Source organism: Acidovorax sp. GW835-FHT14G06, from assembly GCF_058793595.1.
In genome coordinates this window covers 91,731-105,863 of the sequence record NZ_JBXAGA010000006.1, presented here as the reverse complement: position 1 = coordinate 105,863, position 14,133 = coordinate 91,731, and the positions used below count along the sequence as shown (strand labels likewise).

Here is a 14,133-nt window from a genome sequence, read left to right as displayed (position 1 = left end):
TGGCCTCAACACGCTGTGGGTGGGAGATGGATGAAGCTTGTGTTTTGCTACTGAATCAGGAGCTGCTCGTGCATATGAATCATGCGCTTGCGGCCTCCTGTGGCCTGAATTCAAACGCCTGGGCAATGCGCTGGCGCAGGATGGTGGTGCGCAGATCGAACTCGGGCAGCACCCACTGGGCGAAGGCCTGGGCGGGTGTGGTCCAGCGGTCTGTGGTGGCCGTGGATTGTTCCGCGCGGTGGGGGCGGGCGGCGCCGATCTGGGCCCAGGCCCATTCCAGCAGCACCAGCGCCACGGCGCGCAGGTAGTCGTCGGCCACCCAGTAGGGCAGTTCGGGGTCGGACTGGGCGGCAATCGCCAGGGTCTGCGTGATCTCCACCAGGGCATGGCGGCGTGCGCTGGCAGCGGCGCTGGGGGCTGCGCCGGGCAGTGTGGTCAGCAGCGTTGCCAGGCCCTGGCCGCCATCGGCCAGCACCTTGCGCACCAGCAGGTCGATGGCCTGGATCTCGTTGGTGCCCTCGTAGATCATGGCCACACGCGCGTCGCGCACGATCTGCTCGATGCCCCATTCACGCACATAGCCGTGGCCGCCAAACACCTGCAGGCAGGCGCTGGCGCCGTGAAAGGCCTGGTCGGTGAGTGCAGCCTTGAGCACGGGCGTGACCAGCGCGCACCAGCGCTGCGCGGCGGCGCGTTCACCCGCGTCGGTGCTGTGCTTGGCCACATCGAGCTGCAGGGCGGTGTGGTAGGCCAGCACGCGGCCGCCGTCGATCCAAGCGCGCTGTGTGTGCAGGATGCGGCGGATGGCGGGGTGGTCTTGAATGAGGCTGGTGTCCTTGGCGCCTGGCGCGCGCATCTGGCGGCGCTCTGCGGCGTAGGCGCTGGCCTTTTGCCAGGCGGCTTCCAGCAGGCCAATGCCTTGCAGGCCCACGTGCAGGCGGGCAGCGTTCATCATCACGAACATGGCGTTCAGGCCCTTGTTCGGCTCGCCCACCAGCCAGCCGGTGGCGTCGTCAAAGCGCATCACGCAGGTGGGGCTGCCGTGCAGGCCCATCTTTTCTTCGATGCGCTCGCAGACCACGGCGTTGTGGCTTCCATCCTGAAGAATCTTGGGCACCAGGAACAGCGACAGGCCCTTGGGCCCCGCAGGCGCATCGGGCAGGCGGGCCAGCACCAGGTGCACGATGTTGTCCGTCAGGTCGTGTTCGCCGCCGGAGATGAAAATCTTGCTGCCGTTCACCCGCGCGCTGCCGTCGGGCTGGGGCACGCCGCGTGTGCGCACCATTCCCAGGTCGCTGCCCGCATGGGCTTCGGTCAGGCACATGGTGGCCAGCCATTCGCCGGTGGCGACCTTCTCCAGGTACTGCGCCTTGAGTTCGTCGCTGGCGTGGTGCTTGATGCATTCGTACGCGCCGTGCAGCAGGCCGGGGGCCATGGTCCAGCCGTGGTTGGCGCCGGCCAGCCATTCAAACAGCACACACTCCAGCACCGCAGGCAGGCCCTGGCCGCCATCGTCGGGCGCGCAAGACAGCGACGGCCAGCCCGCTTGCCAAAAGGCCTGGTACGCATCGCGAAAACCTGCGGGGGTGTGCACCTGCCCGCCGTCAAAGCGGCAGCCTTCTTCGTCGCCGCTGCGCTGCAGCGGGGCGATGGCGCTGTCCACGAACTTGGCCGCCTCGTCGAGCACCTGGGCCGCCAGGTCGCCATCGGTATCTGCAAACGGCGCCAGGCCCTGCCAGCGCGTGGGCGCCTTCAGCACGGTGGTCAGCAGGTGCTGGATGTCGGCAAGGGTCTGGCGGGCTTGCATGGTTTGCTCTCTTTTGGATAGCTTTCTGCGCTTTGTGGATGGGCGCTAGCGGCTGTTTTCTTGTATTTTTTGCCATGCGGCAGCCCGGACTGGGGTCAGTCCGGACCTGCGGCGCAGGGGGGATCAGGACTCTGCGGTGAAGCCGATCTTCTTGATCAGCGGGCCCCAGCTGTCGTACTCGGCCTTTTGCCAGCGGGCCTGTTCTTCAGGGGTGGAGCCATGGGGCATCAGACCCACGATGGCCAGGCTGTCGATGACCGACTTTTCCTTCAGCGCAGCGTTGATGGCGGCGTTGGCAGCAGCAATCACCGGCTTGGGCGTGGCGGCCGGGGCGTAGAAGCCAAACCATTCTTCGGTGGTCAGCTCAGGGAAGCCCTGTTCGGCAAACGTGGGCACATCCGGCACGTAGATGGAGCGCTTGGGGCCCGAGGTGGCCAGGATGCGCAGCTTGCCGGCCTTGTAGTTGGCGATGAAGTCACCGTGCGGCGTGACCATGGCAGCCACCTGGCCGCCCACCACGTCCGTCACACCAGGGATGGAGCCACGGTAAGGCACGTGGCGCAGGTCCACACCGCTGTTGATCCCCAGCAGCGCGCCCAGGAAGTGGGGCGTGGAGCCTGCACCGGGCGAGCCGTAGCTGGCGTCCTTGGGGTTGGCCTTGGCCCAGGCCAGGAAGTCCTTCACGTTCTTCACGCTGGCGGGCACCATGGGGCCCACGGCCAGGCCGTGGTGCATGATGGCTGCGATCGACACGGGCGCGAAGTCCTTGTCGGTGTAGTTCATCTTGCTGTAGATGTGCGGGTAGTTGGCCAGGGCCGACACCTGCGCCACGGCCAGCACCGAGCCGTCTGCGGGCGCAGCTTTGAGCGTCTCCAGCGCAATGCGGCCGCCCGCGCCGGGCTTGTTTTCCACCACGCCAGGGTTCTTGCTGAACGCGCTGCCAGCCCACTTCTCGGCCACGCGGCGGGCCACGGTGTCGCCCGAGCTGCCGGCGGGGAAGCCGAAGTACACCTTCACCTGGTCCACCTGGGCATGGGCGGCAAAGGGGTGGAAGGCGCCCAGCGCGGCGCTGGCGCCAAGGGCCTGAACGAATTGACGGCGGGTGGTGGTCATGCTGATGTCTCCTGGTGTGTGTCTGACGGAAATCTCGGGGGTCAAGCTGGAGCGCTTTCGCGCCCTCTTGTTATTTACTGATGTGTGGCGCTGATCGTTTACCGCGGCGCCATGCGCAGGGCGCCATCCAGGCGAATGACTTCGCCGTTCAGGTGGCCGTTGGTCACGATATGGCAAGCCAGCTCGGCAAACTCTTCGGGTTTGCCCAGGCGTGGCGGGAAGGGGATGCTGGCCGCCAGCGACTGTTGCACGGCCTCGGGCAGCTCTTTCATCAGCGGTGTGGCAAACAGGCCGGGCGCTACGGTGCACACGCGGATCGCGTGCTGCGCCAGGTCGCGCGCCATGGGCAGCGTCATGCCGGCCAGACCCGCCTTGGAGGCGCTGTAGGCCTGCTGGCCCACCTGGCCATCAAAGGCAGCCACCGATGCGGTGAACATCATCACGCCACGCTCGCCGTTGTCCAGCACGGGCAGCTTGCTGCAGGCGGCGGCAAACAGGCGGCTCACGTTGTAGCTGCCGATGAGGTTGATGTTGATCACGCGCACAAAGTCTTCCAGCGGTGCGGCGCTGCCGTCGCGCTGCACCACGCGCTTGGCGCTGCCAATGCCCGCCACGTTCATGAGGATGCGGGCGGGGCCGTGGGCGGCAGCGGCCTTTTCCAGCGCGGCGGTCACGCTGGCGGCGTCGGTGATGTCGCAGGGGCACGCTACGCCGCCAATGTCGGCGGCGACCTTTTCGGCCAGCTCGGCATTGCGGTCGAGCACGGCCACCTTGGCGCCCAGGCGGGCCAGTTCGCGTGCGGTGGCCTCGCCGAGGCCCGATGCGCCGCCGGTCACGAGGGCGGCTTGTCCTTGAATCTGCATGGTGGGTCTGTCCTGTTCGGGGTGGGGTTTCAGGCGCCGGGCTTGAGGATGCCCGGTGCCGTGTCGTCGTGCAAGGCCGTGACGAGCGCATCGCGGTGCTTGAGCACGGCGCGCTGGTTGACGGAGCCCTTGTCGGTGATCTCGCCCTTGTCGATGGAGGGCGGCTCGGCCATCAGCAGCGCGCGGGCCACGCGGCTGGCGCTGCCGGTGGCTTCGCGGGCCAGCCCGTCCAGCACCGCCTCGATGCGCTGGCGCACGGCGGGGTGGGCCACCACGTCGGCCCAGGGGGCGTCCGGGCCCAGGCCGGCGACTTCGCGGCAGGCGGGGGAGGGGAACAGCAGGGCGCCCACTTCTTTCATGTTCAGGCCGGTGAGCACCACGTCCTGGATGTAGGGTGCGCCCGCCACGATGATCTTGGCGCGCATGGGGCCCACGCTCACGAAGGTGCCGGTAGAGAGCTTGAAGTCCTCGGCAATGCGGCCGTCAAACGCCAGGCCTCGGTGGATGTTGTTCTCGTCGATCCACTTCACGGCGTCGCCGGTGCACAGGTAGCCTTCGTCGTCAAACGCGTCGCGCGTGGCAGCGTCGGAGCGCCAGTAGCCGGGCGTGACGTTGGGGCCGCGGTAGCGCACCTCTGTCTTGCCGTCCACCTCCACCAGCTTGAGCACCATGCCAGGCACGGGCGCGCCGATGTGGCCGGAGCGCACGTCGGGGCTGTTGCAGAACATGGCCGAGGGGGCGGATTCCGTCATGCCCAGGCCCGTGCACATCACGATGCGCTCGCCAATGGCGGCTTCTTGCGTGGCGTGCAGGCTGTCCCACACGGGCTGGGCCAGGCCGGCGCCCGAGTAAAAGAACAGACGCACGCGCGACAGCAGGTTGGCGCGCAGCTGGGCGTCGGTCTTCATGGCCTCGGCAATCATTTCAAAGCCGGTGGGCACGTTGAAGTACACCGTGGGTGCGATCTCGCGCAGGTTGCGCAGGGTCTCGCCAATCAGTGCGGCCGTCGGCTTGCCGTCGTCGATGTACAGCGTGCCGCCATGCATCATCGTGAGGCCGAAGTTGTGGTTGCTGCCGAAGGTGTGGTTCCACGGCAGCCAGTCCACCAGCACGGGCGGGGCCTCGGCCAGCACCGGCAGCGACAGCGAGATCTGCTGCAGGTTGGCGCACCACATGCGCTGGGTGTTGATGACCGGCTTGGGCATCTTGGTGGAGCCGCTGGTGAACAGGAACTTCACGATGGTGCCGGGGCCGGTGGCGTGCATGGCCGCGTCCACCGCCGGGGTGGCGGTGGTGTGGCGCAGGCTCTGGAAGGTGCCCGCCTTGCGGCCCTCCAGCGCGCCCTGGGCCAGGATCACTTCGACATCGGCCGCCACGGTGGCTGCGATGGCCTTGCCGTAGCGTGCGCCGTCGGCGGCAAACACCAGGCCGGGGGTGAGGGTGTCGATGACGTGGCGCAGCTTGTCGTAGTCCTGGCTCACGGTGGCGTAGGCGGGCGACACGGGGCAGTAGGGCACACCGGCGTAGATGCAGCCCAGCGCCAGCAGCGCGTGTTCGACGGTGTTCTCGCTCAGCACCACCACCGGGCGCTCTGCGTTCAGGCCCCGGTCCAGCAGGGCCTGGCCGATGCTGCGCGCGGCGTCGAGCGCCTGGGCGTAGCTCACATGCTGCCAGTCACCTGTCTTGCCGCCGGGCAGTTGTTCGCGGCGTGCCAGAAAGCTGTGCTCGGGCGTGGTCTCCGCCCAGTGCACCAGGTAGTCCGTCACGCGGCGGGCAAAGGCGCCCAGGGGCAGGTCCGCCTGCAGGTAACGCACGCCCGGTACACCGTCACGCAGGCTGACACGGGTCACGCCGAAGGTCACGGGGCGGTAGCGGGCCGGGGCGAGGGGGGTGGAGAGGTCGCTCATAGTGGATTCCAGCAGGGGCAAGGGGTGACTGGGGGCGGGCTCAGTCCTTGCGGACCTTGGCGGCGCGGCCTTCCAGGAAGTCGGCGAGGCGGGACTTGGCTTCAGGGGCGCTCTGGGCGATGGCAGCCATCATGGCTTCGGTGAAGAAGCCCTGGTCGGCGGGCTGCTCGGCAATCCGGGGCAGGGCGTGCATCAGCGCGTAGTTGGTCAGCGGCGCGTTCTGCGCCACGCGCACGGCCAGCTCGAAGGCCTTGGCAAAGGCCTGGCCCTCGGGCACGAGGTACTGGGCAAAGCCCACCTTCTCGCCGTCCTGCGCGTTGTAGACGCGGCCGGTGAGCATCATGTCCGTCATGCGCGCAGCGCCGATGAGCTTGGGGATGCGCACTGCGCCGCCGCCGCCCACAAAGATGCCGCGCGAGCCCTCGGGCAGCGCGTAGAAGGTGGACTCGTCGGCCACACGAATATGGCAGGCGCTGGCCAGCTCCAGCCCGCCGCCCACCACGGCGCCATGCAGCGCGGCGATGACCGGCACGGGGCCGTACTGCACACGCTCCAGCGCGGCGTGCCACATGCGCGAGTGGTGCAGGCCCTGGCCGGCGTCGCGCTCTTTGAGCTCCGACAGGTCCAGCCCGGCGCAGAAATGGGGGCCGTCGCCATCAATGACAGCGGCGCGCACGGTGCTGGGCATTTTCTCGAACAGGTCGCGCAGCGCAAGGATCAGGCCGTCGTTCAGCGCGTTGCGCTTGGCCGCACGGGTCAGGCGGATCACGGCCACTTCCTGGTGGTCGCCGCGCAGCTCGAAATGGATGTCTGGATGGGTCATAGAGGCTTTCGTGTTGGTTGAATTGTGGTTATAGTTCATAACCAATTCAAGCAAGCCAAGCCCGTTTTTTATTGGTGTTTACCCTTGATCTGCGTCACGCGCCGTGGCGCATGCTGGGGGTTTGACGCTGCACCGGCGGGCGCCAACCCAGGAGACACGCATGGACCACGCCAATCTGATCGCCATCGACATCCACACCCACGCCGAGGTGAGCTGCTGGAACCCGTTTGACAACTACGGCGAGGAGTACGACCGCGCCGCCGACAAGTACTTCAAGAACGGCCGCCGCCCCACCATTGCCGAGACGGTGGCCTACTACCGCGAGCAGAAGATTGGCCTGGTGATGTTCACCGTGGACGCCGAGTCCAAGATGGGCCGCCGCCGCATCCCCAACGAAGAGATCGCCGAGGCCGCCAAGGCCAACAGCGACATGATGACGGCCTTCGCCAGCATCGACCCCCACAAGGGCAAGATGGGTGCGCGCGAAGCCCGCCGCCTGATCGAGGAGTTCGGCATCAAGGGCTTCAAGTTCCATCCCACGGTGCAGGCCTACCACCCCTACGACAAGATGGCTTGGCCCATCTACGAGGTGATCGCCGAATACGGCATGCCCGCCATCTTCCACACCGGCCACAGCGGCATCGGCAGCGGCATGCGCTGCGGCGGCGGCCTGCGGCTGGAGTACAGCAACCCGATGCACCTGGACGATGTGGCCATCGACTTCCCCGACATGCAGATCGTGATGGCCCACCCCAGCTTTCCGTGGCAGGACGAGGCGCTGTCGGTTGCCACGCACAAGCCCAATGTCTGGATCGACCTGTCGGGCTGGAGTCCCAAGTATTTTCCGAAGCAGCTGGTGCAGTACGCCAACACGCTGCTGAAGGACCGCGTGCTGTTCGGCAGCGACTATCCGCTGATCACCCCCGAGCGCTGGATGAAGGACTTCCAGGAAGCGGGCTTCAAGCCCGAGGTGATGCCCGGCATCCTGAAGGGCAATGCGGTGCGCTTGCTGGGGCTGGACAAGGGCCCGGCAGCGCCGGCCGCCTGATACGCATCCAGGCCTCTTGTGGCCGGCTGAGCGGCCGCTGGATCAGTCGTAGACTTTTTGCAGCAGCCGGATCAGCGTCTTGCGCTCGGCCGCCGTCAGGCGGTTGGTGGCGTCTTCTTCCAGTTGCGCGGCCGTCTGCTCGGCCTGCGCCGTCAGTTCCACCCCGGCGGGCGTCAGGTGCACGCCCATGGCGCGCCCATCGCTCGGGTGCGGGCGCCGCTCGATCAGGCCGCGCCGTTCCAGCGCCGCAATCAAGCCCACCATGTTGGGCGGCAACACGCTGAGCGTGGCGCACAGCTGGCGTGAGGTGATGCCCGGGTTGTGCGCCACCAGCGACAGCACCGAGAAATCCACCACCTTCAGGTCGTACACGGCCATGCGTTCCATGAACACGGCAATGATGGACAGCGCCGCGCGCCGCGTGTTGTAGCCCACCAGCGTGCGCAAAAAGCCGGTGTCCACGGGCTCGTTGGCGGGGGCTGCGGTGTCTGTGGGGGCGGGGACCGACGGGGATTTCTTGGGGGAGCGGACGCTGGACATGGGGGGAGATTGTGCCGGGCGCCCGGGCCCACGCGACCGGCGTGACGCGCCCCGAAGGCGCGGAGCGCCCCCTTTTTGATCAAAATCAGCCACAGGCGCCGGTTGTATATGCGTCTGATGCTATCAATTTGATATCAATCGCTGTCAACGCAGCAGAATTCCCTGCATAGCAGCAGGCGCCTCTCACACCGGGCTGCGCAGCACGCGGCGGTATTGCACGGCCTCGGCCACATGGCTGACCTCGGTGGTGGGCGCGCCCGCCAGGTCGGCGATGGTGCGCGCCACCTTCAGCGCCCGGTGCGTGCTGCGGGCCGACCAGCCCAGGCGCGCGGCGGCGGTGTTGAGGAACTTGGCGGCGGCATCGTCCAGGTGCAGGTGGGCGTCGATCTCCTGTCCCTGCAGCGCCTGGTTGGTGGTGCCCTGGCGCGCGATGGCCTTGGAGCGGGCCTGCTCCACCCGGGCACGGATGCTGGCGGTGGACTCGCCCGCAGCCGCCTTGACCAGCTGCTCTGCGGGCAGTGCGGGCACCTCCACATGCAGGTCGATACGGTCCAGCAGCGGTCCGCTGAGCTTGGCCTGGTAGCGGTGTACCTGGTCGGGCGTGCAGCGGCAGGCCCGCTGCGTGGAGCCCAGAAAGCCGCAGGGGCACGGGTTCATGGCTGCGATCATCTGGAACCGGGCCGGAAACTCCGCGCGTTGCGCTGCCCTCGCGATGGTGATGTGGCCGGTTTCCAGCGGCTCGCGCAGGGCCTCCAGTGCGGCGCGGGGAAATTCAGGCAGTTCATCGAGGAACAGAACGCCCTGGTGGGCCAGCGAAATCTCGCCCGGCCGTGGTGGCGAGCCACCGCCCACCAGCGCGACCGCACTGGCCGTGTGGTGGGGCTGGCCGGTGGGTCGCACGCCAAAGGCCTCCGGGCGAAAGCGGCCGGCCAGGCTGGCCACGGCAGCGCTCTCCAGGGCTTCTTCCACCGTCATCGCGGGTAGCAGCCCGGCAAAACGCTGCGCCAGCATCGACTTGCCCGAGCCCGGCGGCCCGGCCATCAGCACGCTGTGGCCGCCGGCCGCTGCAATCTCCAGCGCGCGCTTGGCACCCGCCTGGCCCTTCACGTCGGCCATGTCGGGCCCGGTGGTGCTGGCGGCCAGCGCGGTGGCCTGCAGGCGGGTCCAGCCGTCGTTGGCCACGTCGGCATCGCCACCGGCCGTGCTGCCGGGTGGCAGGAACGCCCGCACCACATCCAGCAGGTGGCGCGCACGCACGACGCGCGCGGCGGGCACCAGGGCGGCCTCTTCGGCGCTGCCGGGCGGCAGCACCAGCTGGGCGTCGATCTGCTGCGTCTGCAGCGCGAGGCTGGTGGCCAGCGCGCCGCGCACGGGGCGCAGCTCGCCGGACAGCGACAGCTCGCCTGCAAACTCGTAGCCTGCCAGGCGGCTGGCGTCCACCTGACCGCTGGCGGCGAGGATGCCCAGCGCAATCGGCAGATCGAAGCGGCCCGAGTCCTTGGGTAGGTCGGCGGGGGCAAGGTTGACGGTGATGCGCTTGTTCGACGGGAACTCCAGCCCCGCGTTCTGCAGCGCGGAGCGCACGCGCTCGCGGGCTTCTTTCACCTCCACCTCGGCCAGCCCGACCAGCGTGAAGCTGGGCAAACCGTTGGCCAGATGCACTTCGACGGTGACTGCAGGCGCCTGCAGCCCCAGAAGGGCGCGGCTTTGCACCAAAGCAAGACTCATGAAGCGATTTCTCCCCAGATGGGTGCGTTTTGTGGTTTTTTAGCGCGACCCGTTGGGTGTCTGCACCAGTTGGGTGCAACATGCCGGACGCGGTCACCGCCACTGTACTGGGGATTGTTGTAACGCAACGCAACCGTGCAGCGCGCCGTGCACCTTGGTGTGGCACGGTCCGTGCTTAAAGCGCTTGTCCCTACTTTGTCCAACCGGAGGAAACATGACCCGCGCCATCATCAAGACCCTGGGCGTTGCCCTTGTTGCAACCCTTCCCATGCTGGCCAGCGCCCAGCTCACCGCCAACGTCAGCCTGACCACGAACTACAAGTTCCGTGGCCAGGACCAGGACACGTCCAAGGTCAAGGCCGTCAAGCCCGCACTGCAAGGCGGCTTTGACTACACCTTCGGTGAAACCGGCTTCTACGTGGGCAACTGGAACTCCAGCGTCAACTGGCTGACCGGCAACTCGCTCGAATCCGACATCTACGGCGGCTACAAGTTCAAGGCCGGTGACGTGGACCTGGACGTGGGCCTGCTGACCTACATCTACCCCGGCAACAGCGCGGGCAACACCACCGAAGTCTATGGCGCTGCCACCTTCGGCCCCGTGACGGCCAAGTACTCGCACACCCTGTCCAAGGACTACTTTGCCTACGCAGGTCCTGGCATGAAGGGCCGCAACACCGGCTACCTGAACCTGGCGTTTGCCCAGGAAGTGGCCCCCAGCACCACGCTGAAGGCGTCGGTCGGCTTCACCCGCTTTGGTGGTGACATCACGGCCCCCAACTTCATGGACTACAGCCTGGGCGGTTCGTACGACTTCGGCGGCGGCGTGTCCCTCGGCGCTGCCGTGGTTGGCGCCACCAAGAAGGCCTTCTACGGCCCGGTCAACAAGTCGCGCGTGATCGTCACGCTCACCAAAACCCTGTAAGTCTCAATGGGCGCCGGTGGCGCCCATTCCGGAGGAACTGAAAATGAAAATGGTGACAGCCATCATCAAGCCCTTCAAGCTCGACGAAGTGCGCGAAGCGCTCTCCGACATCGGCGTGCAAGGCATCACGGTGACCGAAGTCAAGGGCTTTGGCCGCCAAAAGGGCCACACCGAGCTGTACCGCGGTGCAGAGTACGTGGTGGACTTTCTTCCCAAGGTCAAGATCGAGGCCGCCGTGGCCGACGACCTGGTGGACCGCGTGATCGAGTCCATCGAGACCGCAGCTCGCACCGGCAAGATCGGTGACGGCAAGATTTTCGTGACCCACCTGGAGCAGGTGGTGCGCATCCGCACTGGCGAAACCGGCAAGGAAGCCCTGTAAGGGCGAGGCCGCATCCCATACAAGAAGAGAAACGCCATGAAAAAACTGCTTGCTTCCTTCATTCTGGGGCTGAGTCTGCTATCCGGCGGATCGGCTGTCCTCGCCCAGGCGCCCGCCACGGCAGAGGCCTCGGCACCCGCTGCGGCTGCACCAGCGGCTGAAGCCCCTGCTGCCGCTGCGGCTGCACCGGCTGCTGCTGCCGCCGCTGCGCCTGCAGCGCCCGCCGCAGAAGCGCCTGCTCCTGTCCCCAACAAGGGTGACACCGCGTGGATGATGACCTCCACCATCCTCGTGATCCTGATGGTCCTGCCCGGCCTGGCGCTGTTCTACGGTGGCCTGGTGCGCAGCAAGAACATGCTGTCCGTGCTGATGCAGGTGATGGTCACGTTCTCCCTGATCGTGGTGCTGTGGTTCATCTACGGCTACAGCCTGGCCTTCACCGAAGGCGGTGCCTTCATCGGTGGTTTCGACCGGCTGTTCATGAAGGGCATCTGGGACAACGCCGCAGGCACGTTTGCCAACGCGGCCACGTTCAGCAAGGGTGTCGTGATTCCGGAAGTGGTGTTTGCCGCCTTCCAGGCCACGTTCGCCGGCATCACCTGCGCCCTGATCGTCGGTGCGTTCGCAGAGCGCATCAAGTTCAGCGCCGTCATGCTGTTCATGGTCCTGTGGTTCACGTTCAGCTACCTGCCGATCGCCCACATGGTGTGGTTCTGGATGGGTCCTGATGCCTACGCCTCCAAGGAAGTGGCCGACGCCATGACCAGCAAGGCCGGCCAGATCTGGCAGTGGGGTGCTCTGGACTTCGCTGGCGGTACCGTGGTGCACATCAACGCCGCTGTGGCGGGCCTGGTGGGTGCGTTCATGGTGGGCAAGCGCATTGGTTACGGCAAGGAAGCCATGGCGCCTCACAGCCTGACGCTGACCATGGTCGGTGCCTCGCTGCTGTGGGTGGGCTGGTTCGGTTTCAACGCCGGCTCTGCCCTGGAAGCCAACGGTTTTGCAGCCCTGGCCTTCATCAACACGCTGGTGGCTACCGCTGCTGCCGTGCTGGCATGGTGCATGGGTGAAGCGCTGATGCGCGGCAAGGCTTCGATGCTGGGTGCAGCGTCGGGTGCCGTGGCGGGCCTGGTGGCCATCACGCCGGCTGCAGGCAACGTCGGTATCGGCGGTGCGCTGGTCATCGGTCTGGTGGGTGGTTTTGCCTGCCTGTGGGGTGTCAACGGCCTCAAGAAGCTGCTGGGTGCGGACGACTCGCTCGACGTGTTCGGCGTGCACGGCATCGGCGGTATCGTGGGTGCCCTGCTGACCGGCGTTTTCAACGCCCCTGGTCTGGGTGGCCCTGGCTACGTGGCCGACTGGGTGACCGCCACCATGGTGACCTCTGCCGACTACTCCATCGCTGCCCAGGTGTGGACACAGGCCAAGGCCGTGCTGCTGACCATCGTGTGGTCGGGCGTGGTGTCCTTCGTGGCCTACAAGGTGGTTGACCTGACGGTGGGCCTGCGTGTCTCGGAAGAAGACGAACGCGAAGGTCTGGACATCACCTCGCACGGCGAAACGGCGTACAACCGCTGATCGCTCTGCGCCCTACGCGCTGCGGTGTCTGGTGGCACCGTGGCGTCGCAATAAGAACAAGCGAGTTACTCCTCTGGTTACTTCAGCCCGCCGACCACCGGCGGGCTTTTTTCGTACCGGTGGGTGACGCGTGTAGGACTGGCGCGCCAGGGGATAAAAGACCCCAGGGCATCCGCCAGTCCTTTGCATGTCCGCTGTTCAAAAAATTCACGCCTCCTGTATGCCATGCGGCCGACCGCTGCCGCTACGATGCACGGATGGACTTTTCCCTTGCCCCGATCACTGAGCGCGTGCGCGCTGCCGCCGCCGACCAGACCCCGTTGCGCATCCGTGGCGGGGGCACCAAGGACTTCCATGGCCTGGCGCTGCACGGCGAAGTGCTGGACACCCGGGTACTGCGCGGCATCGTGAGCTATGAGCCCAGCGAGCTGGTCGTCACCGTGCGGGCCGGCACCCCGCTGGCCGAGCTGGAAGCCGCGCTGGCCGAACAAGGCCAGTGCCTGCCTTTTGAACCCCCGCATTTCGCCAAGACCGCTTCGGACGCCGCCACGGTGGGCGGCATGGTGGCAGCCGGCCTGTCGGGCCCGGCCCGCGCCAGCGTGGGGGCGGTGCGTGACTACCTGCTGGGGGTGACCCTGCTCAACGGCAAGGCCGAGCTGCTCACCTTTGGCGGCCAGGTCATGAAGAACGTGGCGGGCTACGACGTTGCGCGCCTGATGGCCGGTGCCTGGGGCACGCTGGGCCTGCTGACCGAGGTCAGCCTCAAGGTGCTGCCCGTGGCGCCCGGCGAGGCCACGCTGCGGTTTGACGGCATCAACCAGGCCGACGCCTTGCGCAAGCTGCACGCCTGGGGCGGCCAGCCATTGCCACTCAACGCCAGCTGCTGGGTGCAAGACGGTAGCGTGGGCACGCTGTATGTGCGCCTGCGCGGCGCCGTGGCGGCGGTCGAGGCCGCCTGCAAGTCGATGGGCGGCACGCGCATGGACAACGCCACGGTGGCCGCCGACTGGACAGCCTGCCGCGAGCAGACCCTGCCCTGGTTCACTGCGCGCGCTGGGCAGCCCGGCCACGCCCTGTGGCGCCTGTCGGTGCCTGCCACCGCACCGGTGCTGGCCTTGCCGGGCGGCGTGCAGCCGCTGGTGGAATGGCATGGCGCGCTGCGCTGGGTGCAGGCGCCCGAGTCCGCAGGCGACGCCCTGCGCGAAGCCGCCCGGGCAGTGGGGGGGAGTGCTTCTGTTTTTATAGCTGCTGAGGCAAATAAATCCAGCGCTAGCGGCTCTTTTGACTTGCAATCCAAGGCGCTGGAGCAAATCCACACCCGCCTCAAGCACAGCTTTGACCCGGTGGGCATCTTCAATCCCGGCCGCATGGCGCGGGCCTGGTAGGCAAGGCAACCCCCCTCAGAGTCACAGCCGCTAC

12 protein-coding genes are annotated in these 14,133 nt (G+C 67.1%); 5 read left to right on the top strand and 7 right to left on the bottom strand.

The window, feature by feature from the left end; genetic code table 11:
• Window positions 1-79: 79 nt before the first annotated feature.
• The 5 genes from AC1Q64_RS12050 to AC1Q64_RS12030 all read right to left on the bottom strand — a co-directional run bounded on the left by AC1Q64_RS12050 (window position 80) and on the right by AC1Q64_RS12030 (window position 6,513).
• Window positions 80-1,807, bottom strand: coding sequence for an acyl-CoA dehydrogenase family protein (locus AC1Q64_RS12050; protein WP_492251486.1), 1,728 nt, complete (start codon window positions 1,805-1,807; stop codon window positions 80-82).
• Between the two features lie 123 nt (window positions 1,808-1,930).
• Window positions 1,931-2,920 (bottom strand): Bug family tripartite tricarboxylate transporter substrate binding protein, encoded by a 990-nt coding sequence (locus tag AC1Q64_RS12045; protein ID WP_056057208.1) that lies wholly within the window; start codon window positions 2,918-2,920, stop codon window positions 1,931-1,933.
• Window positions 2,921-3,018: 98 nt separating this feature from the next.
• Window positions 3,019-3,783 carry an SDR family NAD(P)-dependent oxidoreductase gene (locus AC1Q64_RS12040; protein ID WP_099731539.1) on the bottom strand — a complete coding sequence of 255 codons (765 nt, stop codon included), beginning with the start codon at window positions 3,781-3,783 and terminating at the stop codon, window positions 3,019-3,021.
• Window positions 3,784-3,812: 29 nt separating this feature from the next.
• Entirely contained in the window at window positions 3,813-5,690 is a 1,878-nt protein-coding gene (locus AC1Q64_RS12035) for a feruloyl-CoA synthase (RefSeq protein ID WP_492251485.1), read from the bottom strand.
• A gap of 40 nt (window positions 5,691-5,730) precedes the next feature.
• Entirely contained in the window at window positions 5,731-6,513 is a 783-nt protein-coding gene (locus tag AC1Q64_RS12030) for a crotonase/enoyl-CoA hydratase family protein (RefSeq protein ID WP_108626295.1), read from the bottom strand.
• A 160-nt stretch (window positions 6,514-6,673) separates the two neighbouring features.
• On the opposite strand from AC1Q64_RS12030, the gene AC1Q64_RS12025 reads away from it, so the two are divergent.
• Window positions 6,674-7,561, top strand: coding sequence for an amidohydrolase family protein (locus tag AC1Q64_RS12025; RefSeq protein WP_121941677.1), 888 nt, complete (start codon window positions 6,674-6,676; stop codon window positions 7,559-7,561).
• A 42-nt stretch (window positions 7,562-7,603) separates the two neighbouring features.
• Here AC1Q64_RS12025 and AC1Q64_RS12020 read toward each other — a convergent pair whose 3' ends face one another.
• Together AC1Q64_RS12020 and AC1Q64_RS12015 are read right to left on the bottom strand one after the other, a co-directional pair.
• Window positions 7,604-8,101: a MarR family winged helix-turn-helix transcriptional regulator gene (locus AC1Q64_RS12020; protein WP_056057218.1), complete on the bottom strand. Its 498-nt coding sequence runs from the start codon at window positions 8,099-8,101 to the stop codon at window positions 7,604-7,606.
• A 183-nt stretch (window positions 8,102-8,284) separates the two neighbouring features.
• Window positions 8,285-9,829 carry a YifB family Mg chelatase-like AAA ATPase gene (locus AC1Q64_RS12015; protein WP_492251484.1) on the bottom strand — a complete coding sequence of 515 codons (1,545 nt, stop codon included), beginning with the start codon at window positions 9,827-9,829 and terminating at the stop codon, window positions 8,285-8,287.
• Between the two features lie 214 nt (window positions 9,830-10,043).
• On the opposite strand from AC1Q64_RS12015, the gene AC1Q64_RS12010 reads away from it, so the two are divergent.
• The 4 genes from AC1Q64_RS12010 to glcE all read left to right on the top strand — a co-directional run bounded on the left by AC1Q64_RS12010 (window position 10,044) and on the right by glcE (window position 14,099).
• A complete protein-coding gene (locus AC1Q64_RS12010) occupies window positions 10,044-10,754 on the top strand; it encodes a TorF family putative porin (protein WP_492251483.1) in 711 nt (236 codons plus the stop codon).
• A gap of 43 nt (window positions 10,755-10,797) precedes the next feature.
• The gene (gene glnK, locus AC1Q64_RS12005) at window positions 10,798-11,136 is read left to right on the top strand and encodes a P-II family nitrogen regulator (RefSeq protein WP_015012094.1); all 339 of its coding nucleotides are present in this window, start codon (window positions 10,798-10,800) and stop codon (window positions 11,134-11,136) included.
• 36 nt (window positions 11,137-11,172) lie between these two features.
• A complete protein-coding gene (amt, locus tag AC1Q64_RS12000) occupies window positions 11,173-12,714 on the top strand; it encodes an ammonium transporter (protein ID WP_108498100.1) in 1,542 nt (513 codons plus the stop codon).
• A gap of 257 nt (window positions 12,715-12,971) precedes the next feature.
• Complete coding sequence (glcE, locus tag AC1Q64_RS11995; protein ID WP_492251482.1) at window positions 12,972-14,099, top strand: glycolate oxidase subunit GlcE; 1,128 nt, start codon at window positions 12,972-12,974, stop codon at window positions 14,097-14,099.
• Window positions 14,100-14,133: the final 34 nt, after the last annotated feature.